The sequence below is a fragment of the Gordonia malaquae NBRC 108250 genome (genome assembly GCF_000344135.1).
Classification (GTDB): Bacteria; Actinomycetota; Actinomycetes; order Mycobacteriales; family Mycobacteriaceae; genus Gordonia; species Gordonia malaquae.
This window is the reverse complement of record NZ_BAOP01000005.1, coordinates 177,915-201,623: the sequence shown is the minus strand read 5'-3', so window position 1 is coordinate 201,623 and position 23,709 is coordinate 177,915. Positions and strand designations below refer to the sequence as shown.

Below are 23,709 nucleotides of genomic sequence, written 5' to 3'. Positions count from 1 at the left end.
AACTCGACGGTATGCCGGATGCCCCTCGCCTCCCGATTCGCACCCGTACCGCCCTCGCGGCCGCGGCGTCAGCCCGCTGGGCGTCGCGCACCGCAGGTCGCGGCAAGGGATCGATGATCGGTGGTCTGATCGCCGAGAAGATCGACCCGAAGATCATGGCTCGCCTCGCTGCAGGCAAGAAGACGGCGTTGATCACCGGGACCAACGGCAAGTCGACCACCACGCGTATGACTGCTGCCGCACTCGCCACCATCGGCGACGTCGCGACGCAGGAGGACGGCGCGAACATGGACGCGGGCATCATCGCGACGTTGACGCTGCACCGGCCCGCACTGCTCGCAGCCCTCGAGGTGGACGAGCTGCACGTGCCGAACGTCGCCGACAGCACCTCTCCCGCGGTGATCACGATGCTGAACCTGTCGCGCGATCAGCTCGACCGGGTCGGCGAAATCAACGTGATCGAACGCCGCCTGCGCGGCGCTGTTGATGCGCACCCGGAGTCGACGGTTGTCGCGAACTGCGACGACGTCCTCGTGACGTCGGCCGCATACGACGGCAAGAACGTCGTGTGGGTGGCCGCCGACGCGGCGTGGGTCGGCGACTCGGTCGGCTGCCCACGGTCGGGCGAACCGATCATCCGACGCGACGGCGACTGGTACTCGAGCGGCGCTCCGTCGTTCCGCAGGCCGACGCCCGACTGGTGGTTCGACGACGACAACGTCTACGGGCCCGACGGTTTCACCGCTCCCCTCACACTGAAGGTGCCCGGCCGCGCGAACCGCGGCAACGCGACGCAGGCGATCGCGACGGCCGTCGCCATGGGCGCTGATCCCGCTGCCGCCTCGAAGGCGGTCGGCACGGTCGGCGAGATCGCGGGCCGGTACGGAGTCCAGCGTCTCGGCGATCACCGCGTCCGCACGCTGCTCGCCAAGAACCCCGCCGGCTGGCAGGAGGCATTGTCGATGATCGACCCGGACGCCGACAGTCTCGTGATCGCGGTGAACGGCCAGGTCCCGGACGGCGAGGACCTCTCGTGGCTCTGGGACGTCCGCTTCGAAGAGTTCGAGAACACGAAGGTCATCGCGGCAGGTGAAAGAGCCGCGGATCTGTCGGTCCGCCTGTTGTACGCGGGTGCCGAGCACACCGTCGTCGACGATCCGTTGGCCGCGATCCGGTCCTGCCCACCGGGCCGAGTCGAGGTCCTTGCCAATTACACGGCGTTCCGCGATCTCGCGATCGCGATGAACAGGGCCGGCGCTGCTACGACGGTCGAGGAGAAGTGATGAGCGAGTCGACACTGCGGATCGGTCTGGTCCTGCCCGACGTGATGGGCACCTACGGCGACGGCGGCAACGCGCTGATCTTGCGCCAACGTGCGCGCATGCGCGGGTTGGACGCCGAGATCGTGGAGCTCACGCTGGACGACGACGTCCCCGACTCCCTTGACGTCTACACGCTCGGCGGTGCCGAGGACGCGGCTCAGCGCATCGCCACCCGGCACCTCGCCGAGCATCCCGGCCTGCAGCGCGCAGCGGAGAAGGGCACGCCCGTCCTCGCGATCTGCGCAGCCATTCAGGTACTCGGCCACTGGTACGAGACGTCGGCGGGCGAGCGCGTGTCGGGCATCAGCATGCTCGATCTGACGACGTCACCTCAGGAAGTCAGGGCGATCGGCGAACTCATCACCGATCCACTGCTCGACGGTCTCACGCAGCCGCTGTCGGGGTTCGAGAACCATCGCGGCGGAACGACGCTCGGGCAGGCAGCGAAGCCCCTCGGCCGGGTCAAGCACGGCGTCGGCAACGGCGGCGGCGAACCCGTCGAAGGCGTTGTGCAGGGCAGCGTTCTCGCCACCTACATGCACGGCCCCCTCCTCGCCCGGAACCCGGAACTCGCGGACTACCTGCTGGCGAAGGCCACCGGAACTGAGCTCGCTCCTCTCGACCTCCCCCAGGTCGACCGACTCCGCCGGGAACGTCTCGCAGCAGGACGCTGACCTTCGGCGAGGTCGCGGCGGATCGATCAGAGCTCGGCTGAGCCGAGCACCCGGCACCGGTCCCGCGTCTCGTCGACGGCGAACCAGCCGTCCTCGAACTGCTGCCACGCCGCGAGGTGCGCCCGGCTGGCTTCGCCGTCCCGTGCGACGGTCCGCTCGAGACGCTCTGCCGCGGACGGGCCGTCGATCCAGTAGGCGGTGGTGAGTCGATCGAACACGGTGCGCCGCGCCGACGTGACTCCCTCGATGATCAGGATCGGTTTCCAGCGGAGCCACACCGACGGGCCGACCTGCGGTGCCCCGTCCACCCAGATCCGCGGGTGATAGACGTAGTCGTGGCGTCGCTCGAAGGCGCGGATGACGTCGCGTTCCATCTCCGGCCACCACGCTGCAGGCTGATCCCACGTCGCGAAGTCGTCGGTGCTGACCAGCACACTCGACCGTCCACGGTCGGCGAGGGCACGCACCAGTTCGGCGCCGAACGTGCTCTTGCCTGAACCGGAACGACCGTCGATCGCGATCATGCCCTCGGTGAGACCGTCGCGGACCGCGACCTCGTCGGCGAGACGCGCCCAATCCATCAGACCAGCACGCGACGTCCGGACAACGCGCGGCCGAGCGTCAGTTCGTCGGCGAACTCAAGGTCGCCGCCCATCGGCAGGCCGGACGCGAGACGCGTCACCGACAGTCCGGGAAAGTCCTTCAGCATGCGCAGCAGATACGTCGCCGTCGCCTCGCCTTCGGTGTTCGGGTCGGTGGCGACGATGATCTCGCTGACGACCGAGCCGTCCGACTGCTCCGCGAGCCGTTTGAGCAGTTCACGAATGCGGAGCTGATCCGGGCCGACGCCCGACAACGGATCGAGCGCCCCGCCCAGCACGTGATAGCGACCGTCGAACTCTCGGGTCCGCTCGATCGCGTAGATGTCCTTCGGCTCCTCGACGACGCAGATCTTGGTCGCGTCGCGTCGCGCGTCCGCGCAGATCCGGCAGAGGCGGTCGGCGGCGATGTTGCCGCATTCAGCGCAGAAGGTCACGTCGTCGCGGACTTTGCCGAGGGCGGCGGTGAGCCGATCGATCTCGGCGTTCTCACCCGCCAACAGATGAAATGCGATGCGCTGCGCGCCCTTCGGACCCAGTCCGGGCAGTTTCGCCAACTGGTCGATCAGATCCTGAATGGGTCCTTCGTACATGAGGTCTGCTCAGCCCAGTCCGGGCAGGCCGCCCGCCAGCGGGCCCATCTTCTCTGCGGTGACGGCGTCACGATTGTGCGCCAGGTCGGCGAGTGCGCCGACGAGCAGGTCCTGCAGGGTCTCGATGTCGTCCGGGTCGACGACGTCGCGCTTGATCTCGACCCCGGTCACCTCACCCGTGCCGGTTCCGGTCACCGTGACGAGGCCGTTTCCCGCCTGGCCTGTCACGGTGGTGTTCGCGATCTCGTCCTGCGCCGCCACGAGCTTGGCCTGCATCTCCTGCGCCTGCGCGAGAAGTCCGGCCACCGGGTTGTCTCCGCCGCCGCCACCGAAGAGGGCGCTGGGATCGAATGCGTCAGTCACGGAGTCCAGGATAGTCGCTGCGGTCAGCGGAGCAGTCGCTCCACATGCTCGGCGAGTTGGTCGACGCTCACGTCACCGTCGGTGACGACGTCGAACGAGATCACCTCGTCGCCGAACAGCCGTGCCGCCCTGGGGATCAGAGCGAACTCGAACCGGTCCCCGACGCGGCGCCACTGGGCGACCGCGTCGTAGACGGGCGCACTCGCGCCCGTGGTCAGGCAGTACTCCGCAGACCTCGGCCGGCCCGGCAGATCACGTTGAAGTTGCACGCACGCATCCGACTCCTCGTCGAGGAACACGACGGCCTCACATCCGAGGTCCGGATGTCGCTCGTAACTCCCGATGATCGCCATCAGCCGATGCTACCGACGTGCGATTCCAGTGACAGGCCACTCGCGAAGTGCCTCGACGCCCCGGTGAAAGGGTCGTCGAATGTCACGGAGTATGCAAGGAGCCGAAGCGGCCTGGTGAAGTCGTCGACTGCGGCGTCGACCCGCTCCCGATCGACGACCGGGTAGAGCGGGTCGTCGACGATGGGCACCCCGAGTCCGGCCATGTGGAGTCGGAGTTGATGAGTCCGTCCGGTCGACGGTCGAAGGCGGTAGAGACCGAACCCCGACTCTCGAGTCTCGACCAGATTGATGTCGCTGACCGCGTTGATCTCGCCCGGCACGACACGAGCACGAAGGTCACCGGTGTTCTTCTCGATGCGGTTCTCGATGTGGACGCCGTCGACGAGCGCAGCATCGGCGTTCGCGAGCGCCCGGTACTCCTTCGTCACCTGCCTGGACGCGAAGAGATCCTGGTAAGCGGACCGCGCGTCCGGCCTGCGGGTGAAGAGCAGAACACCTGCAGTCAACCGGTCGAGCCGGTGAACGGGCGCGACATCGTCGCCGAACTCGCGACGAAGCCGGACGAGCGCGGTCTGTGTGACATGCGAGCCGCGGGGCATCGTCGCGAGGTAGTGCGGCTTGTCGACGACGATCAGCCGATCGTCGACGTGCAGGATCGGCATGTCGAACGGGACCTCGTGCTCATCCGGCAGATCGCGGTAGAGGTAGACGGGAACCGGCCTGCTGACGATCTGCGTCAGATCCACAGGCGCCCCGTCGACATCGACGATCTCCCCCGCGGCGGCGCGTCTGTCCAGGTCGTCGCGGGTCCAATCACTCAACGAGGGCGTCAGCAGCAACGTCTCGGCGACGCTGCGAGGGACGTCGTCGGTACGCAGAACCACCCGGGTGGCGTCGACACCGTCCCGGGCGGCCAGCGGTTTTGTCCGGCGACGTCCCCTGCGACTCACTTCTCGAGGCGAGCCTTCAGATTGCCCAGCAGCTCGTTCTGGATGCGGTTCAGACCCTTGGGCGCGAACGTGCGCTCGAAGAAGCCGCCGATCCCTCCGGCGCCCTTCCACGACGTGGTGGTCTCGACCTGCGAGCCCGCACCCGCCGCAGTGACGCGGTAGGTGGTCACCATCGTCGAATTGCGGTCGGTCTCGGTGATGGTGTCGCCCGTGACGGTCACGTCGGCGAGGACGTCGCGCGAACGCTTCTCGGTGGCCTGCAGGATCCAGTGCACAACGGTGCCTGCACCGACGCCGCCCTCGACGACGGTGTAGTCGCGGTAGTTGGATGGGAGGAGCTCGGCGCGAACCGATGCGTAGTCGGCGAGTGCCGCGGACACGGCGTCCACGGGTGCGGCGATCTGAACTGTTGCGGTGGCGGTGACCTGACCCACTTGAGGTGACTCCTTCATGAAAAACGCTGTTCTCGCGGCTTCAGTGTCGCGTGAACCTGTACCCCACCACGGTACTGGCGATATCCGCTGTTGCCGGAATCGTGACCAGCGCTACGGTGGCTAGGTGGCCGCCATACGTTCGGAGTACAACGTCGCCGCGTTCGATCGTGGAGTGAACCGTCTCGTGGAGAGCTACCGCGCGATCCCGCCGGGCTCGACAGTCCGGCTCGCCAAGAAGACGTCGAACCTGTTCCGCAAGCGCGCCGACGTATCCGCTCCCGGGTTGGACGTCTCAGGCCTGGACTCGGTGATCTCGATCGACCCGGCCACGAGGACCGCACAGGTAGCCGGAATGTGCACCTACGAAGACCTCGTCGATGCGACCCTCGCACACGGACTCGCGCCTACGGTCGTCCCGCAGCTCAAGACGATCACCCTCGGAGGCGCTGTCACCGGTATGGGCATCGAGTCCAGCGCATTCCGCGCAGGTCTCCCCCATGAGGCGGTTCAGGAGATCGAGATCCTCACCGGCACAGGTGAACTCGTCGTCGCACGACCCGACAACGAGTACCGCGATCTGTTCTTCGGATTCCCCAACTCGTACGGCACACTCGGATACTCGGTTCGACTCGCGATCACGCTGGAGGAGGTCGAACCGTTCGTCGAACTGCGCCACGTCCGGTTCACCGACCTCGACACCATGGAAGCGACGATGACCGCCGTCGCCGACGACCACGTCTACGACGGCGAACGGGTCGACTACCTGGACGGTGTCGTCTTCTCCGCCGACGAGTGCTACCTCGTGCTCGGCCGTCAGACCGACGAACCCGGCCCGGTCAGCGATTACACCGATCGCGACATCTACTACCGATCGATTCAGCACGACAACGTCGACACCCCGAAACGGGACCGTCTGACGATCCGCGACTACCTGTGGCGCTGGGACACCGACTGGTTCTGGTGCTCGCGTGCGTTCGGCGCCCAGAACCCGCGCATCCGCCGATTCTGGCCCAAGAAGTACCTCCGAAGCAGCTTCTACTGGAAGCTCATCGGCTACGACCACCGGTGGAACATCGCCGACAGACTCAACGCCCGCAAGGGACTGCCCGCCAACGAGCGGGTGGTCCAAGACATCGAGGTGCCCATCGATCGGACCGCCGACTTCATGCGCTGGTTCCTGCGAGAGGTGCCGATCGAACCGATCTGGCTGTGCCCGCTCAAACTGGCCGAACCGTCGCCCGGAGCCGCCGAGCAGCCGTGGCCCCTGTATCCCCTGCAGCGCGGTCGCACCTACGTGAACGTCGGCTTCTGGTCGGCGGTCCCAGTGACCCCCGGGCATCCGGGACACACGAACAGGCTGATCGAAGAACAGGTCAGCGAGTTGGGCGGCCACAAGTCGCTGTACTCGGAGTCGTTCTATCCGAAGGATGAGTTCTCCCGCCTCTACGGAGGCGAGGCGTATTCGGCATTGAAGAATCGGTACGACCCGGACGGCAGACTCCTCGGCCTCTACGAGAAAGCGGTGAAGCAGCAGTGAAACTGGCGCACATCTTCGAAAAGCTCGTCGGGCACGAACTCGGCATCCGGGTGACCGCGTACGACGGCAGCAGCGCCGGTCCGGCCGATGCAGACTACGGCCTGCACTTGAAGAACCCACGCGGCACGACGTACTTGGTCACCGCCCCGGGTGATCTCGGTCTGGCGCGGGCCTACGTCTCGGGCGACCTGGACTTGGTCGGCAGCCATCCCGGCGACCCGTACGCGACACTGCAAGCTCTCGCGGGCGACCTCAAGTTCACCAAGCCGGGGCCCCTCGAACTCGCGCAGATGGCGCGCGACATCGGTGTTGAGCATTTCAAACCGATCGCGCCGCCGCCGCAGGAGTCGCTGCCGAAATGGCGACGGTTCGCCGAAGGACTCCGCCACAGCAAGGAGCGAGACGCCGAGGCGATCAGTTACCACTACGACGTCTCCAACCGGTTCTACGAACTCGTCCTCGGTGAGTCGATGACGTACACGTGCGCCGTGTATCCGACCGAGGACGCGACCCTCGAGCAGGCGCAGGAGAACAAGTACCGCCTGATCTTCGACAAGCTGCGGCTGCAGCCCGGTGACCGCCTGCTCGACATCGGGTGCGGCTGGGGCGGCATGGTCCGGTACGCGGCCCGCCGTGGCGTCCACACGCTCGGCGTGACGCTGTCGCAGGAACAGGCTCAGTGGGCGCAGGCCGCGATCGTCGCCGAAGGTCTGTCGGAGTTCGCCGAGGTACGGCACAGCGACTACCGGGACGTCCCTGAGTCGGGGTTCGACGCCGTCTCCTCGATCGGCCTCACCGAGCACATCGGCGTCGCGAACTACCCGAAGTACTTCACGTTCATGCGCGACAAGGTCCGGCCCGGAGGGATGATCCTCAACCACTGCATCACCCGGCCGGACAACCGTCACAAGAGCAAAGCGGGCCCGTTCATCGAGCGGTACGTGTTCCCCGACGGCGAACTCACCGGTGCCGGCACGATCATCTCCAAGATGCAGGATGTGCCGAACCTCGAAGTGATCCACGAGGAGAACTTCCGCATCCACTACGCGATGACGTTGCGGGACTGGAACGCCAACCTCGTGAAGAACTGGGACGAGGCCGTCGCCGAAGTCGGTGAGGGCACCGCACGGCAGTGGGGCCTCTACATGGCCGGGTGCCGGATCGGTTTCGAACGCGACATCGTCCAACTCCACCACGCCCTGGCCACCCGTCTGGACGAGGACGGCGCACAGACGCTCCCCCTCCGACCGTGGTGGGACGCCTGACGGGCTACTCGACGGGTCGCGCTCCGAGCTCTGACTTGAGCAGTTCGAGCGCGACCTGATCGGGGTCGAGTCGGGCGTCCGGGCTCGCGTTGTGAGCCTCGGCGACCATCTCGTCACGCTCGTCGTCGGTGAGGTCTTCGTCCGCTGTGAGCGGCTCGGGTTCCGGCTCCGGTTCGGGTTCGGGCTCGGGCGCCTGCTCCTCCTGCGGACGGCTGGGCCGAGTGAACGTCTGACGCTTCTGCGGTTCCTGCGGGGCGACTGTCTTGACCGCGGCGGGCGCGGAGTCCGGCGTCGCCTGAACGACGCTCACGCTGTTGCCCGGCCCGAATACCTCTCCGATCGCAGTCGTCAGTGCCCGCAGTCCGCGTTCGTCTGCGAGACGCCCCACGAGTGCACTGTGCGGGTGTCCGAGGACGATCTCGGTTCCCGCGACCGCGTGCACAAAAGCCGCCGACAGCATCGCTTCAAGGACAGTGCTCTGTGTTCGGACGGCAGCTCGGATGTCGGGCCACCGCGCCGACACCTCGTTCACCGTCAGTCCACTCGCCACAGGCTGAGGCTCCGGTTCCGGCGTCGGCTCGGGCGCACGACGACGCGGGGCGTCGTACGGCTCCGGCGGCGCGTCCATCGCAGGCTCCGGCGGGAGCGGGATGTCGTCGACGGGATCCGGTCGACGTTGCTCGCCCTGCGATTCCGAACGCTGGGGTTCGGCGCGCTGGGGTTCGGGGCGCTGGGGTTCGGGGCGCGTCGGTTCCTGCCGAGGAGGCTCCGGTCGGGGAGATTCTCGACGCTCAGGCTCCTGCCGCGGGGCCTCTTCGCGCTGCGGGTCCGTACGGACGGGCTCGGAAGCCGAGGGCTCGACCCGAGTCGGCTTCTGTTCGGGCTGCGGAGCCGGAGCCGGATCGGTTCGCACCGGCGCCGTCTCTGCAACAGGTGGCGCGGCGGGGGTCGCAGGCTCCGGCGCCGGAGTCTCCTCGACCGCCTTGCGCTGAGACGGACGGACGAAACGCGACGGCGGCTCGTCGGGCCGCGGAGCGGCGGGAGCCGAGGGACGTTCAACGGCGGGAGCTGAACCTGCAGGTCCGGGTGCCACTCCGGCCGGACGTCGTTCCAGGGTCTCAATGCGTTGCAGGAGCGCCGCAGCGTCGGAGGACGCACCGGGCAGCAGCATCCGGGAGCACATCACTTCGAGGAGCAGGCGCGGAGACGTGGTGCCCCGCATCTCGCCCAACGACGCGTGCGCCACCTCCGCATACCGAGTCAAGGTGGCCGCACCGAGGTGATCGACTACAGCGCGCATGCGGGTGAGCTGATCGTCGGGGGCCTCGACGAGGCCCCGTTCTGCGGCGTCCGGCACTGCCTGCAAGAGGATCAGGTCGCGGAAACGGTCGAGGAGGTCGATCGCGAACCGGCGCGGATCATGTCCTGCGTCGACGACACGTTCGACGACCTCGAACAACGCCGATCCGTCGCCTGCGGCGAGCGCGTCGACTGCGGCGTCGATAAGCGCGGAGTCCGTGACGCCCAGCAGGGAGAGGGCACGGTCGTAGGTGACGCCGTCGACGTCCGCGCCGGCGAGGAGCTGATCGAGGATGCTGAGCGAGTCTCGCGGCGATCCGCCTCCCGCGCGGATCACCAGCGGGTACACCTCGGGTGCCACGAGCACGTTCTCCTTGGCGCAGATGCCTTCGAGGAGTCCACGCATCACCGGCGGCGCCAGCAGACGGAACGGGTAGTGATGGGTGCGCGACTTGATGGTGGTGAGCACCTTTTCGGGCTCGGTGGTCGCGAAGATGAAGATCAGGTGCTCCGGCGGCTCCTCGACGATCTTCAGGAGCGCGTTGAAGCCCGCCGACGAGACCATGTGCGCCTCGTCGATGATGAAGACGCGGTATCGCGATTCAGCAGGTGCGTAGAACGCGCGGTCGCGGAGGTCACGGGTGTCGTCGACACCGCCGTGGCTGGCGGCGTCGAGTTCAACGACGTCGAGGTTCCCCGCACCGCCGGGGCCGAGCGACTCGCACGAGTGGCAGACGCCGCACGGTGTGGACGTCGGCCCCTCAACGCAGTTCAGGGAGCGCGCGAGGATGCGCGCGGACGACGTCTTGCCGCAGCCGCGCGGCCCCGAGAACAGGTACGCGTGGTTGATTCGGCCCGCATCGAGCGCTCTGCTGAGCGGGGCGGTGACGTGTTCCTGGCCTACGACTTCAGCGAACGTCGCCGGGCGATACGTGCGATAGAGGGCCACACGTGAAGCCTACCGGCGGCCTCCGACAGCGGTGCCGGACGGCCTACTGCTCGCCGAGCAGGACTTCGGTGGCGCCGAGCAGCGCGCAGGTCGCGACGCCGTCCATGGCGGTCCGGAGTTCGTCGATCGGCGGGAACGTCGGAGCGAGTCGGATGTTCCGGTCGTGCGGGTCGTTCTTGTACGGGAACGTCGACCCGGCCGCGGTGAGCGCGATGCCCGCTTCTTTCGCGAGGGCGATGGTCCGTGCCGCGGCGCCGTCGACGACATCGAGGCTGATGAAGTAGCCGCCCTCGGGGGTGGTCCACGACGCGATCTTCGACTCGCCGAGACGTTCCTCGAGGATGTCGAGGACGAGGGCGAACTTCGGGGCGATCAGCTCGCGGTGCCGGTCCATGTGAGCGCGCACGCCGTCGGCGTCTTTGAGGAACTGCAGATGACGCAGCTGGTTGATCTTGTCGGGGCCGATGGTCGACGCCGAAAGATGCTTGGAGTACCAGTCCAGGTTGGCCTTGGACGACGCGAAGAACGCGACGCCCGCGCCCGCGAAGGTGATCTTGCTGGTGGAGCCGAACACGTACACCCGGTTCGGGTTGCCGGCCTCTTCGGCGAGGTCGAGGATCGGCAGGGGCGGCGGTGCGGCGTCTACCAGAGTGTGGACGGCGTACGCGTTGTCCCAGTAGATGCGGAAATCGGGTGCCGCGGGGAGCGCGAGGAGTCGGCGTGCGACGTCTTCGGACACCGAGTACCCGGTCGGGTTCGAGTAAGTGGGGACCACCCACATGCCCTTGATCGACGGGTCGGCGGCGAGGAGTTCGGCGCAGGCGTCCACGTCGGGGCCGTCGGGGTTCATCGGGACGTTGATCATCTCGATGCCGTAGAGCTCGGTGATGCCGAAGTGGCGGTCGTAGCCGGGGACGGGGCACAGGAACTTGATCGGTTCGGCCGACCACGGCTTCGCGGAGTCGACGTTGCCGTGCAGGAGAGAGAACACGGTGACGTCGTGCATCGACTGCAGGCTGGCGTTGCCGAGGGCGAAGGTGCGGTCGGCGCCGGTCCCGAGGAGTTCACCGAAGATCGCGCGCAGTTCGGGGAGTCCGGAGACGCCGCCGTAGTTGCGGGTGTCGGTTCCACTCGGGCTGCGGTAGTCGTCGCCGGGCAGGGACAGCATCGGGTTCGACAGGTCGAGCTGGTCGGGTCCGGGCTTGCCGCGCGTGAGGTCGAGGTTCAGGCCTGCGGCTTTGAGCGTCTCGTAGCGCTGGCGCAGGTCGTCTCGGGTGGTACGGAGCTCGTCGACACTCATCGAGTGGTAGTTCAACGTGGAGCCTCTCGCGCTGTCCCGGTCAGGCCGGGGACGCCTCGTTGTGGAACGCCTGAAAGATAAGAGGATCCCGCGCACCCGGCAGAGCCCGTTGACCCTTGCTGCCTTCCGGCCCTGGGGGAGTTCACAGGATGCTCGCCGCGCGGGATCCGTAGACCAGTGTAGCGGGGCCGTTTTGAGATCCCAACCCGGGACCAGCTAGCATCTTGGTGCTGGAGGATTCGCCTAGTGGCCTATGGCGCTCGCCTGGAACGCGGGTTGGGTTAATAGCCCTCAGGGGTTCGAATCCCCTATCCTCCGCCAGGAACAGACCGCCCGTGACCTGCACTAAGCAAGGTCTCGGGCGGTCTCGTTTCCCGTGTCATGCAACGACCTATGCAACAAGGTGCCGGAAATCGGGCCGATCAGCTACCCGACAGCGCCTCAGCAAACCGCTCCGCCGCCGCCCGTTGCGCGCCCTCGAGCACATGCGCATACGTGTTCAGCGTCACGGTGGGCGTCGCATGTCCCAACTGCTTCGCGACCGCGTGCACCGGCACGCCCGCCGCAAGGAGGATCGATGCGTGCGTGTGCCGCACGTCGTGCAGCCGAATAGCCGGCAACGCATCCTCGCCCAGCGCAGTCCGCGCGTTCTTGATCCGAGTTCGCCATCGTCGCGACACCTCGTTCGGCGACCGCGCTGCACCCGTAGTCACGTTCGGAAACACGAACGCCGTCGGCCGCGTGTAGTCGAGGGTCACCGCGCCGAGCTCGCGACGCCACGCCTTCACCACGCCCATCGTGTCCATGTCGACGTCGACCGTCCGCACACTGCCTGTCTTCGTCGCCTTCGTCGTCCCCGTCGGCGCAGCAGTGTCGAGTGCGCGGCGGATCGTCACCTGCCCCGCAGTTAGGTCGACGTCGCGCCACTGCAGCGCGAGGAGTTCCGACCGACGCGCGCCCGTACCGGCGGCCAGCACCCACAGCGGATACAAGACGTCGTCTGTGTCGACCGACCACTGCAGAAACGACCGCAGTTGCGGCCCCGTCCACGCGTGCACCTCTGGCCTGCTCGCGCGGATCGTCAGGCCAGTGGGTGCGTTCACGATCCCGCGGCGGCGTGCGACGTTCACCGGCATCAGCCCGTCCTCGACTGCCGCGTCGAGGACCGATGCGAGAAGCGCGTGAACTTTGCTGACGCTATTCTCCGACAGCGCTTTGCCCTGTCCCTTGACGTCGCGTCGGCCCGACTGCCGCAGTTCGGCGTAGTGACGAGCGATCATCGTCGGAGTCACCTTGTCGACCGCTGTCGATCCGATCCGGTACGGCCGTAGGCGGTTCTTCACGATCCGCTCGTAGGCCGCGATCGTCGACCGCTCCAATCGTCGCGCGGCAATCCACGCGTCGGCATAATCGCCGACCGTCGGCACGTTCTTCGCGAACGACTGCCGCGCCTTGACCTTCGCCTTCGCGTCGTCGAGCGCTTCGTCAGCCTCCGCAGCCGTTGCGAATCCAGCCTTGCCCGACTGTCGCAGTCCGCTGCCTGGATCGGCCCAGTCGACAGGCACCCACAGTTGGTAGCGCCAGCGGGTGCCAGCCTTCGTCGTGTAGCTCGTGATCGACCCGACTCCACGACGCCGGCTCGACGCTTTCCGCTTGGTCACCGCTCTCCTCCTTGTGGTTTCTGACTTGGCTTCGTGCGTCTCCGGTATCCAGCGTCAGTCGCTTGTTGTATCGCCCGTCGGGCCGTGCTTTCACTTACGTGCAACCGTGCCGCGACAGCCTTGTGCATCGGCATCCCGGCCCCGCGTGCCTCCTCTGCGATCCGCGCGACCTCCATCAGCTCTGAGGGGCTTCGGCGGGGGCGTCCGCGCGTTCGCTTGGGCGCGTCATCCGGCGCCTCCACAAGCTCGGTCGCAGTCAGGTCCGGTAGTCCGACGCCGGGAGCGTGGTTATCGCGGTCGTTCACGTGAACATGCGCGGCCGCGGCAGCTAGTCGACGGGCCGGGATACGCCGCAGATCGTCGCGCGTTATCGGCCCCCCGTCGGTCCTGCGCATCGCGAGGTCCATGAGGGCCGGGCCGTCTTCCGTAATCGCAGCGCGGACGTAGTAGACGACGTCGTGTTCGGTGAGTTCGTGCCGTAGCCGCCCGACAGCACGTCCGCCACACCGAAACGGCGTACAGCCTCAACGCACCCCAGTACGCCGCCCTGTACGCCGTACAAGGCCGAACGTGCGCCATCTGTCAACGAGCCACCGGCAAGACCAAACGACTCGCCGTCGAGTCGTTGTCCGGTCACGCGCAGACCGAGGCCGTCGAGTCGAGCGAAGGCGGTCAGGTCAGGGCGGCCGAAGCCGGCCGGCGGGGTTGTGTCGGTCACGTCGAGGTCTTTCGGATGGATGGCGTAGGAACCTCCGTCGTCGGGAGACCTCGACGTCTATCTGCGGACCGACGCGCCCGGCCGACCTACACCGGCATCTGAGAAAAACGTCTTCGACGAAGACGGGACCGGCGAGGAGGAGGGCGCGGTGAGCTAAAGAATGGAGCTTGCTCGGCTTCGACGCCGCCGCAAGCTCCGGTGAAACGGTCGGTACTGGTCGGTCGTCGTCGGTCACCACCGGATGGCGGCGTCCCACACGCTCGGCGTTTGCGCAGGTCAGCGGCTCGTTCGCCCAGTGGGCGCATCAGGCGATAGACGCAAAGCCGACGTGATTAGGTCGTCGGTTCGATTCCGACAGGCGGCTCCGGCGAACAGCCCCTGACCTGCGGAAACGCAGGGCAGGGGCGGTTCGGTTCTGGTGGTCGCGCGATGCGCTGGCCTCACGGCTCTGCCCGACACCGACGTCGCTCTCCTCTGCGACGGACCCCTCGCCGGCTGAGCGCTCGCGGCCGGCATCCTGTCCGTGTGCCGATAGGCCTCGCACCGCTCGGCAACGCAGCGTGGCGTTGCGTCGCGACCTCGCGACGGCTCGGCGGGGCGCGATCGTCTCGTGCGTTGGCGGACTACGGGAGCTTGGACGCGAGGACGTCGGCCGCCAGGATCTCGGGTGCTGCGCCGAGGAGGTGCTGGTTGGCCATCAGGGCTGCGACGATGGCGCCGTTGGCGTGGGCGTCGCGAGCGGCCTCGTCGGGGAATGCATCGAAGATCCAGAAGGTGTCGGCGTGGGTCCTGACCGCGAACCAGACAATCGTTCCTACTTCTTCGTTGGCGAGCGCGACAGCGCCGGCGAGCAGATCGGCGAGCGCGTCGTGCTGTCCATCGGCCGCGACGATCTTGGCGACGAAGGCATACGGAAGTGATGCGGGTGTGGACATGAGGGACTCTCCTTGAAATCGGGGTTCTTCGTGGGACGAGTTCAGCGTATGACGAGCAAGGGCATGTGGGAAGTGGCGTATACGGCAGTATTGCTATTGTTTACGTCATGCGTATTGGACTGATCGCGATCGACGGCTGCTTCGGTTCGGCTATCGCGTCGATCATCGACATCGTGCGGGTGGCCGACGGAGCCCGCAGCGATATCGACCCGCGGATCGACCCGATCGAACTCGCCATCCTCGGACCGAAACGGCGAGTGACCACGACGGCATCGATGACCCTGTCGGTGGACCACCCGCTGTCGGAGTCCGCAGAGTTCGACGTGGTCGTCGTCCCTGCGCTTGGAACCCTCACGGCCGCCGCGACCCACGACGCCCTCCAGAGCCGAGATGCTCGTTCGGTCATCGCCTCGCTCGGGCGCCTCGACGAGGCGACCACCCGGATCGCCGCGGCGTGCACCGGCGTGTTCGCCGTCGCCGAGACCGGACGGATGCATCATCGGCGGGCGACGACCAGCTGGTTCCTGGGGCCGGAGTTCCTGAAGCGCTATCCGACCGTCGCCCTCGATCTCGACACCATGGTCGTGGTCGACGGGAACCTCGTCACCGCCGGCGCCGCGTTCGCCCACATCGACCTCGCGCTCTCACTCGTGCGATCGATCAGCCCCGACCTGGCCCAACATGTCGCCAAGCTCCTCGTCATCGACGAGCGTCCGTCGCAGGCGGCCTTCGTCGCCTACGAACATCTCCGGCACGAGGACCCGATCGTCGTCGAGTTCGAACGCTTGGTGCGCGCCCGCCTGGACGAACCGTTCAACGTCGCCTTCGTCGCGCAGTCGCTCGGCACCAGCCGGCGCACCCTCGAACGACGAGTCCGTGCGGCGCTCAACCTCACTCCGCTCGGCTTCGTCCAACGGCTTCGCATCGAACGAGCTCGGCACCTCTCAGCAACCACGGACCTCACCTCCGCCGAGATCGCGCTACGGGTCGGCTACGCGAACGCCGAGACTCTGCGCTCCCTCCTGCGTAGGGAGCGACGCCGTTCCTGACCTATCGCCATGCCTGTAGCCGGTGTCCTAGTGCTCGACTGGAACCACCTCTGAGCACGTCGCGTCGACGCTCCTGCGTCGCCCCTGGACGACCCACTCGACACGCCCGCAGCACAGGCCATGTGACGTGTCCCGGCTTCCCGGACGGTCGGGGTTGGGTGGCTGTGATGTCGCTGCGTTCTCGTCGAGGGGGTCAGCAGACTCGATCAGGGTCGATTGGGATGAGACGCGAAGGCGGTCAGGTCAGGGCGGCCGAAGCCGGCCGGCGGGGTAGCGTCGGACACGTCGAGGTCTTTCGGATGGATGGCGTAGGAACCTCCGTCGTCGGGAGACATCGACGTCTATCTGCGGACCGACGCGCCCGGCCGACCTACACCCTCATCTGAGAAGACCCCCAATCGCATCGGGGAGCGCTCGTTCAGTTCTTGCAACGAACCATGCAACACCACAGATGCATGGCGATGTGCTCGGATGCACCTACACGACAGCTGTCAGCGGCCCGCCGCACGTCAGCGGCGTTTCCATGCCCCGCCTGGTACCGCCATGCGTCTACGCCCGCGAGAGTTCGAATCCCCTATCCTCCGCCAAACGCAAGAACCCTGCCTGAGGAACGAAGGCAGGGTTCTTGCGTTTATTGGGCACAGCGGATTCGGGAGGAGGGGCGTTCGGAGTCGGAGCCCTTGCGGTGGCATCGACGGTCGCGGTTATCTGGACCGACGATCGTTCCAGGTCCGCAGCGGAGACGTCGACCGCCGCTTCCGCGGATTGGACACCGGAGTCGGTCAGGTCCGCGACGTCCGGTTCATCGAATCGCGTGGAGGCGGTGAAGCGCGTTCGCGAGGCGGACCGACGCTTGAGCCTGCTCGACGCGAAGCGCCTGGTCGACCGATACGCCGGCTTCTGACATCGCATCTTCTTCACGCGTGCCGCGTAGCTTCCCGCTATTCGTCGGACAATTAGCGGGAGTCTTCGCATCATGCGTGAACCGCCGAGCCGACCACGGCGGGCTGCAAGTATGAACGAATGAAGCAGACATTCGGATTTGCGCTCTTCGGCGGGTACCTGGGGTTGATGACCGCCTCGCTGACAGTGTCGATGCGGATCATCTATCCGTTCACCGCGTACACACCTCTAACGAGCCACGCCGACGGAACAGCAGACTTCATTTCGAGCAGTGTCGGTGTGGCGGGCGAGGGAGTGTTCACCGTGCCTGTCCTCGTCGGCGTGATCGTGGGCGGCGTTGTGGGGGTGCTGACCCGACTGACCGGGCTGGTGATGCGGGGCCCCGATCGCAACTGTTTCGTGCGGGTCGGCGTCGCCGGCCTGGTCGGGGCCGGGATCGGCGTAGGACTTGCGACCACCGTCGCGTTCGGCGGACTGGTCCGGCCGGCACCCGACACCGGCACGGTTCTCGCGATCTACGCCGGTTGTGGGCTGCTCGCTTATGCCCTTGCGCTCGCCGCGATCTACGGCGTCCTACGGATGTCGGACGACGACCCCACCGTTCCCACGGTGAAGACAGCGGCGTGCGCTCTACCGATAGGGGGCGCTGCGGCGACCGGTGTCGGCATGTAGGTCGCGAGCCTGTCCGACTTCGGCGTCTCGACGGCGACGTGGGTCGCGGTCATCACGTCTGTGGTGCTGATCGTCGCGGCGACGTTGGTCGGCGCCCGCACGGTGGCGATCCGAAGCCGGGTCTGACACGAACTTCGGCACTCTCCGCCGCGGTATGCGCGGTGGAGAGTGCCGAAGTTGTTCGTGAGGAGCGAATCAGGCGCTTACGACCCCCACCGCTGCTCGGGCGATGGCGAGTTCCTCGTTCGTCGGCACCACAAGCACGGCGACGGCCGAGTCGTCGGTGGAGATCAGCCGCGGGTCGGGCGAGCGGACCGCGTTCCGATCCGCGTCGATCCGGATTCCGTAATTCTCGAGACCGGCGAGAGAGTCGGCACGGACCGGCGCGGCGTTCTCGCCGACGCCCGCGGTGAAGACGATCGCGTCGACCTTGCCGAGCTCGATCATGTAGGCGCCGATGTACCGACGGAGTCGGTGCAGGTAGACGCGGTACGCGCGCTCGGCAGCATCGTCCCCCTCCGCGACACGTTCCAGAATCGAGCGGAAGTCGTTGTCGCCGCACAAGCCCTTCAGGCCAGACTTCTTGTTGAACAGCGTGTCGATGTCCTCGATCGACATCCCCGCCACCCGTGACAGCTGGAAGACGATGCCTGCGTCGATGTCGCCCGTCCGCGTCCCCATCACGAGACCTTCAAGGGGCGTCATGCCCATCGTGGTGTCGATCGGTGCCCCGCCGCGGACAGCCGACGCCGACGCGCCGTTGCCCAGATGCAGGACGATCTGATTGATGTCGGCGACGTCGCGCCCCAAGAAGTCGGCGGCGCACCGCGACACGTACTCGTGGCTTGTCCCGTGGAACCCGTAGCGACGCACGGCGTACTCCCGCGCCACCTCGGCGTCCAAGGCGTACGTGGCGGCCTCGTCGGGGAGATCGCTGAAGAACGCGGTGTCGAAGACTGCGACAGCCGGGACGTCGGGCAGCAACGCGCTGACGGCATTGATCCCGGTAAGGTTCGCCGGATTGTGGAGCGGCGCCAGCGGCGAGATCCGCTCGATCTCGGACCGCACCTCATCAGTGATGAGAGTGGGAGCGAAGAAGCTCCGACCACCGTGGACCACACGGTGTCCGACAGCGGACAGACCTGAATCGGCGATGTCGACGCCGTCTGCCTTGAAGAGGTCGAGGACCAACGCGATCGCCGCCTCGTGGTCCGGCAGCGCAACCTCGCGGCGTACATCGTGACCGCGGTACCAGTGCTTCACCGACGACATCGGCTCGCCGATCCGCTCAACGAGTCCGTCGGCGATCACCTCCTCGGTGACCGGATCCAACACCTGGTACTTCAACGACGACGACCCCGCGTTCACCACGAGGACCGAGCCTTCGACGATCATGAGTTCTCCTTCTCGACTTCGCTCGAAGAGCAGGTGGGACGGCCCGAAGAGCAGACGGAATGGCTTGAAAGAGCAGGCGGGGCGGCTCGGCGCACTCTAGATCATCTGCGCTTGGATGGCGGTGATGGCGACGGTGTTGACGATGTCGGAGACGAGAGCGCCGCGCGAGAGGTCGTTCATCGGCTTGTTGAGGCCCTGGAGAACGGGACCGATCGCGATGGCGTTCGCGCTGCGCTGGACGGCCTTGTACGTGTTGTTGCCGGTGTTGAGGTCCGGGAAGATCAGCACCGTCGCCTTGCCTGCGACCGGCGAGTCGGGCATCTTGGTGGCGGCGACGCTCGGCTCGATCGCGGCGTCGTACTGGATCGGACCTTCGACGAGCACTTCCGGTGCCCGCTCGCGGACAAGCGCCGTCGCCTCCCGAACCTTGTCGACGTCTTTGCCGGAACCGGATCCTCCGGTCGAGTACGACAGCATCGCGACCCGTGGTTCAACGCCGAACGCCGCAGCCGTGCGCGCCGACGAGATCGCGATGTCCGCGAGTTCCTCCGCGGTCGGATCGGGCACGATCGCGCAGTCGCCGTAGGTGAGCACCTTGTCGGCCAGACACATGAAGAACACACTCGACACCGTCGACACACCCGGCACGGTCTTGATGATCTCGAATGCCGGTCGGATGGTCTGCGCCGTCGTGTGCACCGCTCCCGACACCATGCCGTCGACACGTCCGGTGTGGAGCAGCATCGTGCCGAAGTACGACTCGTCGCGCACCACCTCGAGCGCACGCTCCCGCGTCATGCCCTTGTGCTTGCGGAGTTCGGTGTAGGCATCGGCGAACTCGTCGATCAAGTCCGATGTCGTCGGGTCGATCACGTCCACGCCCGACAGGTCGATGCCCAGTTCGTTCGCACGACGACGGACCGCGTCGACGTTCCCGAGCAGTGTCAGTTCGGCGACGCCCCGCCTGCGGAGTCGGTCGGTGGCACGGAGAATCCGGTCGTCGCCGCCCTCCGGCAGCACGATGTGCTTGACGTCCGACCGGGCCTGCGCCATCAGCTGGTACTCGAACATCTGGGGAGTGACCACTTCGGCGACGTGCAGTTTCAGCTCGTCGATCAGCTCTGTGGTCGCCACGTGGCGTTCCATCAGTGTCATCGCCGCGTCGATCTTCCGCGCCGAGCCGGACACCATCCGCCCGCGTGTGTGCGACGCGATGCGCGCCGTCTCGTACGTGCCGTGCTCGCTCGACAGGATCGGCAGCGTCGGTCGAAGCCCCTTGACCAGCGCGTCGATCATGGGGTGCGGTCGAAGCCCGCCGTTCATGACGATGCCGGCCAGCCGCGGGAAGCCTTCTGCCGCGTTGGCGTTGACCAGGGCGAGCAGAACGTCGGATCGGTCGGCGGGCGCGATCACCACCATCGACTCGCTGAGGCGTTCCAGGATGTGTTCGACGGTCATTCCGCCGACCATCACCTCGACCGCCTCACGGTCGAGCAGCGCGTCGTCGCCGCTGTAGAGAGTGGCGCCGAGGGCAGTCTGCAGTTCGCCCATCGTCGGGGCCGTCAGCACCGGGTCTTCCGGCAGCGCCCATCCGCGGACTCCGGTGCTGGTCAGGGCACTCGCCTGCGCCGCGACCCGGTCGGGGTCGCATCGATTGGCGACTACGCCGACAGTCGTCGCATGAGCGGCCTTGATGTCCGTCATCAGCATCTCGGCGATGGCCTTGACCTCGGCGGGCTCACGGTCGAGGGCCTTCACCACGAGGATGATCGGCGCCGACAGGTTCGCGGCGATCCGCGCGTTGTATCCGAGTTCGGACGGTGACGCGACGTCGGTGTAATCCGACCCGATCACGAGCACGTTGTCGCATTGTTCGGCGACGACGTGGTACTTCGCGACGATGTCGGCGATCGCGGCGTCCGGATCGCGGTGCACATCGTCGTACGTGACGCCGAGGCAGTCGTCGTACGGCACGTCGACGGATGTGAACTGCAGCAGCAGGTCGAGGATGTAGTCACGCTCCCCCGCCGCCGCTCGGGAGATCGGCCGGAACACACCGACGCGACCACCGGTCGCAGCGAGCAGTGCGAGCACTCCCAACGCGACGGTCGACTTGCCGGTGTCCCCCTCGGCCGACGCGATGTAGATGCTGCGGGCGCCAGAGCCAGTCATGGGCTCCACATTAGCGTTCATCTCGACTCCGCTCGATGACCAAGAGGGCTGCGCTCCGCCTGAGCATGAGGGCCGCGCTCCGCCGAGCGAGTGGTCAGCGGATGACGGCGCGCACCACCATGTCGGCGATCTCCTCGTCGCTCATCGACGACGACGGGACGAGCATGCACGAGTACACGGTCCGGACCATGTACTCGATCCCCGCACGCGGGTTGGGATGAATGACGGCGGCTTCGTCGTCGGTAATATCTTCCATCGCCGAGTCGACGATCAAATCGATCAGCGACGGTCCGCCCGCGCCTTCGACGGTCACGAGAGATCGGACGACTTCTTCGGGCTCGTTCCGCAGAACGTACTGCAGCGCCTGGTGGTCGCGGATGTAGCCGAGCGAGCCGATCACCCGTTTGCGCACTCGCTCTGCGACATCAGGTTCGTCGGCGGCCCAGCCTGTGAGTTCCACCCGCAGGCGCTCGCGCTCATGAGAGACGATGGCCGAGACGAGCGCCTCGCGGCCGCCGAACATCCGGTAAGCCGTGGCGCGCGCCACCCCGGCATGCCGCGCCACCGACGTCAGGCTGAGCGCCTTCGCCCCGAATCGCGACACCAGCGCGACGCCGACTTCCACCATCCGGTCACGGTCCATGCCGAGAACCGTATCGAAATCGTCAGTCGATGATGTGCATGGCGGCCTCTTCGGCCGAAGCACCTGCACCGTCGACGCCTGCGTCACGACCGAAGACGTCGGAGTCGCCCGCGATGTCGGATGCGACGATCCGGCCCGCACGTGAGTTCCCACATTCAGCCTGTTCCGGAAAGTCCGGGTCCGCGTCGTCATCGTTCGCAGCGACATCCGGTTCCTCTTCGGCCAGCCGCGAATCCAGAGTCTCGTGCTCGTGGTTCCCGGGCGCGTAGTCGGGCGGCGAGTAGCCGCGGTCGAGGATGTCACCGACCTCGGCGTCGTCAAGAGTGTCCTCAGGCTGCAGCTGATCACTCTCGTCGAGGTCGTACTCGCCGTCGTAGTCGTCCCGGGAACTCATGGTCTCAGGGTAGGTCGGTCCTGGCGACGGCGTCACGCGATTGCGGTCAGCGACGCCACGGTTCATAACTGCGCGGGTCGTCGATCGGTTCGAGGTGAATGGTGGGACGCAGGTCGTCGACGGCGTCGTGAAGCGCGGCTTCAACCTCTTCGACAAGATCGTGGGCCTGTTGGACGGTCCACGTCCCGGGGACGAGCATGTGCATTTGGACGAACCGCATGTGTCCCGCCTCCCGGGTGCGGACGTCGTGGAAGTCGACTCCGTCGCCGCGGAACTGGTCGAGGACTTCGTCGACCGCATCGCGTTCGGACTCGGGGATCACGGTGTCCATGAGTCCCATGGTGGAGTCTCTGACGAGTCGCCATCCGACGAGGATGATGTTCACCGCGACTGCCATCGCGACGAGCGAATCGAGCGGCGGCCATCCGGTGATCCCGACAAGAGCGACGCCCCCGATGACCCCGACGGTGGTCCAGACGTCGGTGAGCAGATGCTTTCCATCGGCCTCCAGCGACATCGACCGATGGGCGCGGCCGACCGTGATGAGCTTCCAAGCGACGAGGCCGTTCACCACGGTCGCGCCGACCGAGATCAGCAGACCGATCCCGACGGCTTCGAGCTCTTGCGGGTTGATCAGCCGTTCGACGGCTGTGTAGAGGATGACGCCCGCGGCGACCACGATCATCACGCCTTCCACGACCGCCGAGAAGTACTCGCTCTTCGTGTGCCCGAAGTTGTGGTCGTCGTCGGACGGCCGCGCCGCGACCTTGAGCGCGATGAACGCGCCCGCAGCCGCCACCAGGTTGACGACGGATTCCGCGGCGTCCGACAACAGACCCACCGATCCAGTGATCCACCACGCATAGGTCTTCAGGCTGATCGTGACGACGGCGGCCGCGACGCTGAGCAGCGCCCACTTGCTGAGATCTCCACGTTCGCTCACCTGTCGATCCTCCCACCGCGAAGTCATTCGCACGCAGTACTGCGTCGTCGAACGCCTTTACGGTCAGTGAAACGTCACTGTCAGGAGGAACCGTGATCGTGAATCCCGTACGCAGCCGAGTCGAGCCACGAGTCGCGTTCCGAGTCGACGTCGTCGTCACCGTCGCCGGGCTGCTCACTGCGGCGGGTGCACATCTCCTCCCCTGGTATGCATCGGCGACCCGCCCGTCGATGACGGTGAACGGATTCGGGCAGATCAGCGAGCCCGGATACCAGGCGCATGTGAATCACCTGCAGTGGATGATCGCTCTCGCCACGATCGGAGCGATCATGCTGCTCAGCGTACGCGCGACGGGCGGAACGGACCGTGCGTGGCGGCCGATCGCCAGTGCTGTCGCGACGCTCGCGGTCGTGGGTGCACTGTTCTCGGTGATCGCGGTCCCCGAGACGATGCTTCGGGCCGACGGAGTGTGGATCGCGGCGGCGGGTTCGCTGGTCACCGCACTCGGAGTGCTCCTGCTGCGGCGTACCTTCAGTTTCGCCGCCGAATGTTCCCCGAATCCGTGACGGACACCCGAGTCTCCCCC

Annotated in this window: 22 protein-coding genes, 1 tRNA gene and 1 other RNA gene; 8 read left to right on the top strand and 16 right to left on the bottom strand. The window is 66.7% G+C overall.

Annotated features, from left to right (window positions below; all coding sequences use genetic code 11):
- The first annotated feature begins 11 nt into the window (after positions 1–11).
- Together GM1_RS05605 and GM1_RS05600 are read left to right on the top strand one after the other, a co-directional pair.
- Entirely contained in the window at positions 12–1,283 is a 1,272-nt protein-coding gene (locus GM1_RS05605; protein WP_008377240.1) for a MurT ligase domain-containing protein, read from the top strand.
- Positions 1,283–1,996 (top strand): type 1 glutamine amidotransferase, encoded by a 714-nt coding sequence (locus tag GM1_RS05600; protein ID WP_008377238.1) that lies wholly within the window; start codon positions 1,283–1,285, stop codon positions 1,994–1,996. The genes GM1_RS05605 and GM1_RS05600 overlap by 1 nt, the downstream gene beginning before the upstream one ends.
- 26 nt (positions 1,997–2,022) lie before the next feature.
- Here GM1_RS05600 and GM1_RS05595 read toward each other — a convergent pair whose 3' ends face one another.
- The 6 genes from GM1_RS05595 to GM1_RS05570 form a co-directional block, all read right to left on the bottom strand.
- Positions 2,023–2,577 carry a uridine kinase family protein gene (locus GM1_RS05595; RefSeq protein WP_008377236.1) on the bottom strand — a complete coding sequence of 185 codons (555 nt, stop codon included), beginning with the start codon at positions 2,575–2,577 and terminating at the stop codon, positions 2,023–2,025.
- Positions 2,577–3,188, bottom strand: a complete 612-nt coding sequence (gene recR, locus GM1_RS05590) for a recombination mediator RecR (RefSeq protein WP_008377235.1) — start codon at positions 3,186–3,188, stop codon at positions 2,577–2,579. Before recR ends, GM1_RS05595 begins: the two co-directional genes overlap by 1 nt.
- A 9-nt stretch (positions 3,189–3,197) precedes the next feature.
- Entirely contained in the window at positions 3,198–3,551 is a 354-nt protein-coding gene (locus GM1_RS05585) for a YbaB/EbfC family nucleoid-associated protein (protein ID WP_008377234.1), read from the bottom strand.
- A gap of 23 nt (positions 3,552–3,574) precedes the next feature.
- On the bottom strand, positions 3,575–3,904 hold the full coding sequence (locus GM1_RS05580) for a hypothetical protein (RefSeq protein WP_008377232.1): 330 nt from the start codon (positions 3,902–3,904) through the stop codon (positions 3,575–3,577).
- On the bottom strand, positions 3,904–4,788 hold the full coding sequence (locus GM1_RS05575; protein ID WP_008377231.1) for a pseudouridine synthase: 885 nt from the start codon (positions 4,786–4,788) through the stop codon (positions 3,904–3,906). Before GM1_RS05575 ends, GM1_RS05580 begins: the two co-directional genes overlap by 1 nt.
- 62 nt (positions 4,789–4,850) lie before the next feature.
- On the bottom strand, positions 4,851–5,288 hold the full coding sequence (locus tag GM1_RS05570) for an SRPBCC family protein (protein WP_008377229.1): 438 nt from the start codon (positions 5,286–5,288) through the stop codon (positions 4,851–4,853).
- Positions 5,289–5,412: 124 nt separating this feature from the next.
- Between GM1_RS05570 and GM1_RS05565 the strand changes: the two genes are divergently transcribed.
- Both GM1_RS05565 and GM1_RS05560 read left to right on the top strand, forming a co-directional pair.
- On the top strand, positions 5,413–6,825 hold the full coding sequence (locus tag GM1_RS05565) for an FAD-binding oxidoreductase (RefSeq protein ID WP_008377227.1): 1,413 nt from the start codon (positions 5,413–5,415) through the stop codon (positions 6,823–6,825).
- Positions 6,822–8,090 (top strand): class I SAM-dependent methyltransferase, encoded by a 1,269-nt coding sequence (locus tag GM1_RS05560; RefSeq protein ID WP_008377225.1) that lies wholly within the window; start codon positions 6,822–6,824, stop codon positions 8,088–8,090. The genes GM1_RS05565 and GM1_RS05560 overlap by 4 nt, the downstream gene beginning before the upstream one ends.
- A 4-nt stretch (positions 8,091–8,094) precedes the next feature.
- Here GM1_RS05560 and GM1_RS05555 read toward each other — a convergent pair whose 3' ends face one another.
- From GM1_RS05555 to ffs, 3 genes are all read right to left on the bottom strand, one after another.
- Entirely contained in the window at positions 8,095–10,338 is a 2,244-nt protein-coding gene (locus GM1_RS05555; RefSeq protein ID WP_008377224.1) for a DNA polymerase III subunit gamma and tau, read from the bottom strand.
- Positions 10,339–10,381: 43 nt separating this feature from the next.
- On the bottom strand, positions 10,382–11,653 hold the full coding sequence (locus GM1_RS05550) for an aspartate aminotransferase type Ic (RefSeq protein WP_008377222.1): 1,272 nt from the start codon (positions 11,651–11,653) through the stop codon (positions 10,382–10,384).
- A gap of 62 nt (positions 11,654–11,715) precedes the next feature.
- An RNA gene (gene ffs / locus GM1_RS21865) (signal recognition particle sRNA small type) lies at positions 11,716–11,810 on the bottom strand.
- A gap of 60 nt (positions 11,811–11,870) precedes the next feature.
- Between ffs and GM1_RS05545 the strand changes: the two genes are divergently transcribed.
- Positions 11,871–11,959, top strand: a tRNA-Ser gene (locus GM1_RS05545).
- A 101-nt stretch (positions 11,960–12,060) separates the two neighbouring features.
- Here the strand turns inward: GM1_RS05545 and GM1_RS05540 are convergent.
- Together GM1_RS05540 and GM1_RS05535 are read right to left on the bottom strand one after the other, a co-directional pair.
- The gene (locus GM1_RS05540; RefSeq protein ID WP_008377221.1) at positions 12,061–13,299 is read right to left on the bottom strand and encodes a tyrosine-type recombinase/integrase; all 1,239 of its coding nucleotides are present in this window, start codon (positions 13,297–13,299) and stop codon (positions 12,061–12,063) included.
- Between the two features lie 1,341 nt (positions 13,300–14,640).
- Entirely contained in the window at positions 14,641–14,952 is a 312-nt protein-coding gene (locus tag GM1_RS05535; protein WP_003941073.1) for a putative quinol monooxygenase, read from the bottom strand.
- Between the two features lie 107 nt (positions 14,953–15,059).
- Between GM1_RS05535 and GM1_RS05530 the strand changes: the two genes are divergently transcribed.
- Both GM1_RS05530 and GM1_RS05520 read left to right on the top strand, forming a co-directional pair.
- Positions 15,060–16,001, top strand: a complete 942-nt coding sequence (locus GM1_RS05530; RefSeq protein WP_008377214.1) for a GlxA family transcriptional regulator — start codon at positions 15,060–15,062, stop codon at positions 15,999–16,001.
- Positions 16,002–17,024: 1,023 nt separating this feature from the next.
- A complete protein-coding gene (locus GM1_RS05520; protein ID WP_008377210.1) occupies positions 17,025–17,576 on the top strand; it encodes a hypothetical protein in 552 nt (183 codons plus the stop codon).
- Positions 17,577–17,771: 195 nt separating this feature from the next.
- Here GM1_RS05520 and GM1_RS05515 read toward each other — a convergent pair whose 3' ends face one another.
- The 5 genes from GM1_RS05515 to GM1_RS05495 form a co-directional block, all read right to left on the bottom strand.
- Positions 17,772–18,971 carry an acetate kinase gene (locus GM1_RS05515; protein WP_008377208.1) on the bottom strand — a complete coding sequence of 400 codons (1,200 nt, stop codon included), beginning with the start codon at positions 18,969–18,971 and terminating at the stop codon, positions 17,772–17,774.
- Positions 18,972–19,067: 96 nt separating this feature from the next.
- Positions 19,068–21,143 (bottom strand): phosphate acetyltransferase, encoded by a 2,076-nt coding sequence (gene pta, locus GM1_RS05510; RefSeq protein WP_040519550.1) that lies wholly within the window; start codon positions 21,141–21,143, stop codon positions 19,068–19,070.
- Positions 21,144–21,237: 94 nt separating this feature from the next.
- Positions 21,238–21,786: a TetR/AcrR family transcriptional regulator gene (locus tag GM1_RS05505; protein ID WP_040519549.1), complete on the bottom strand. Its 549-nt coding sequence runs from the start codon at positions 21,784–21,786 to the stop codon at positions 21,238–21,240.
- A gap of 22 nt (positions 21,787–21,808) precedes the next feature.
- Positions 21,809–22,180 carry a DUF5709 domain-containing protein gene (locus GM1_RS05500; RefSeq protein ID WP_008377203.1) on the bottom strand — a complete coding sequence of 124 codons (372 nt, stop codon included), beginning with the start codon at positions 22,178–22,180 and terminating at the stop codon, positions 21,809–21,811.
- A 46-nt stretch (positions 22,181–22,226) separates the two neighbouring features.
- On the bottom strand, positions 22,227–23,150 hold the full coding sequence (locus tag GM1_RS05495) for a cation diffusion facilitator family transporter (protein WP_040519548.1): 924 nt from the start codon (positions 23,148–23,150) through the stop codon (positions 22,227–22,229).
- A gap of 71 nt (positions 23,151–23,221) precedes the next feature.
- Here GM1_RS05495 and GM1_RS05490 point away from each other — a divergent pair, with 71 nt between their 5' ends.
- Positions 23,222–23,689, top strand: a complete 468-nt coding sequence (locus GM1_RS05490) for a hypothetical protein (protein WP_157435831.1) — start codon at positions 23,222–23,224, stop codon at positions 23,687–23,689.
- Positions 23,690–23,709: the final 20 nt, after the last annotated feature.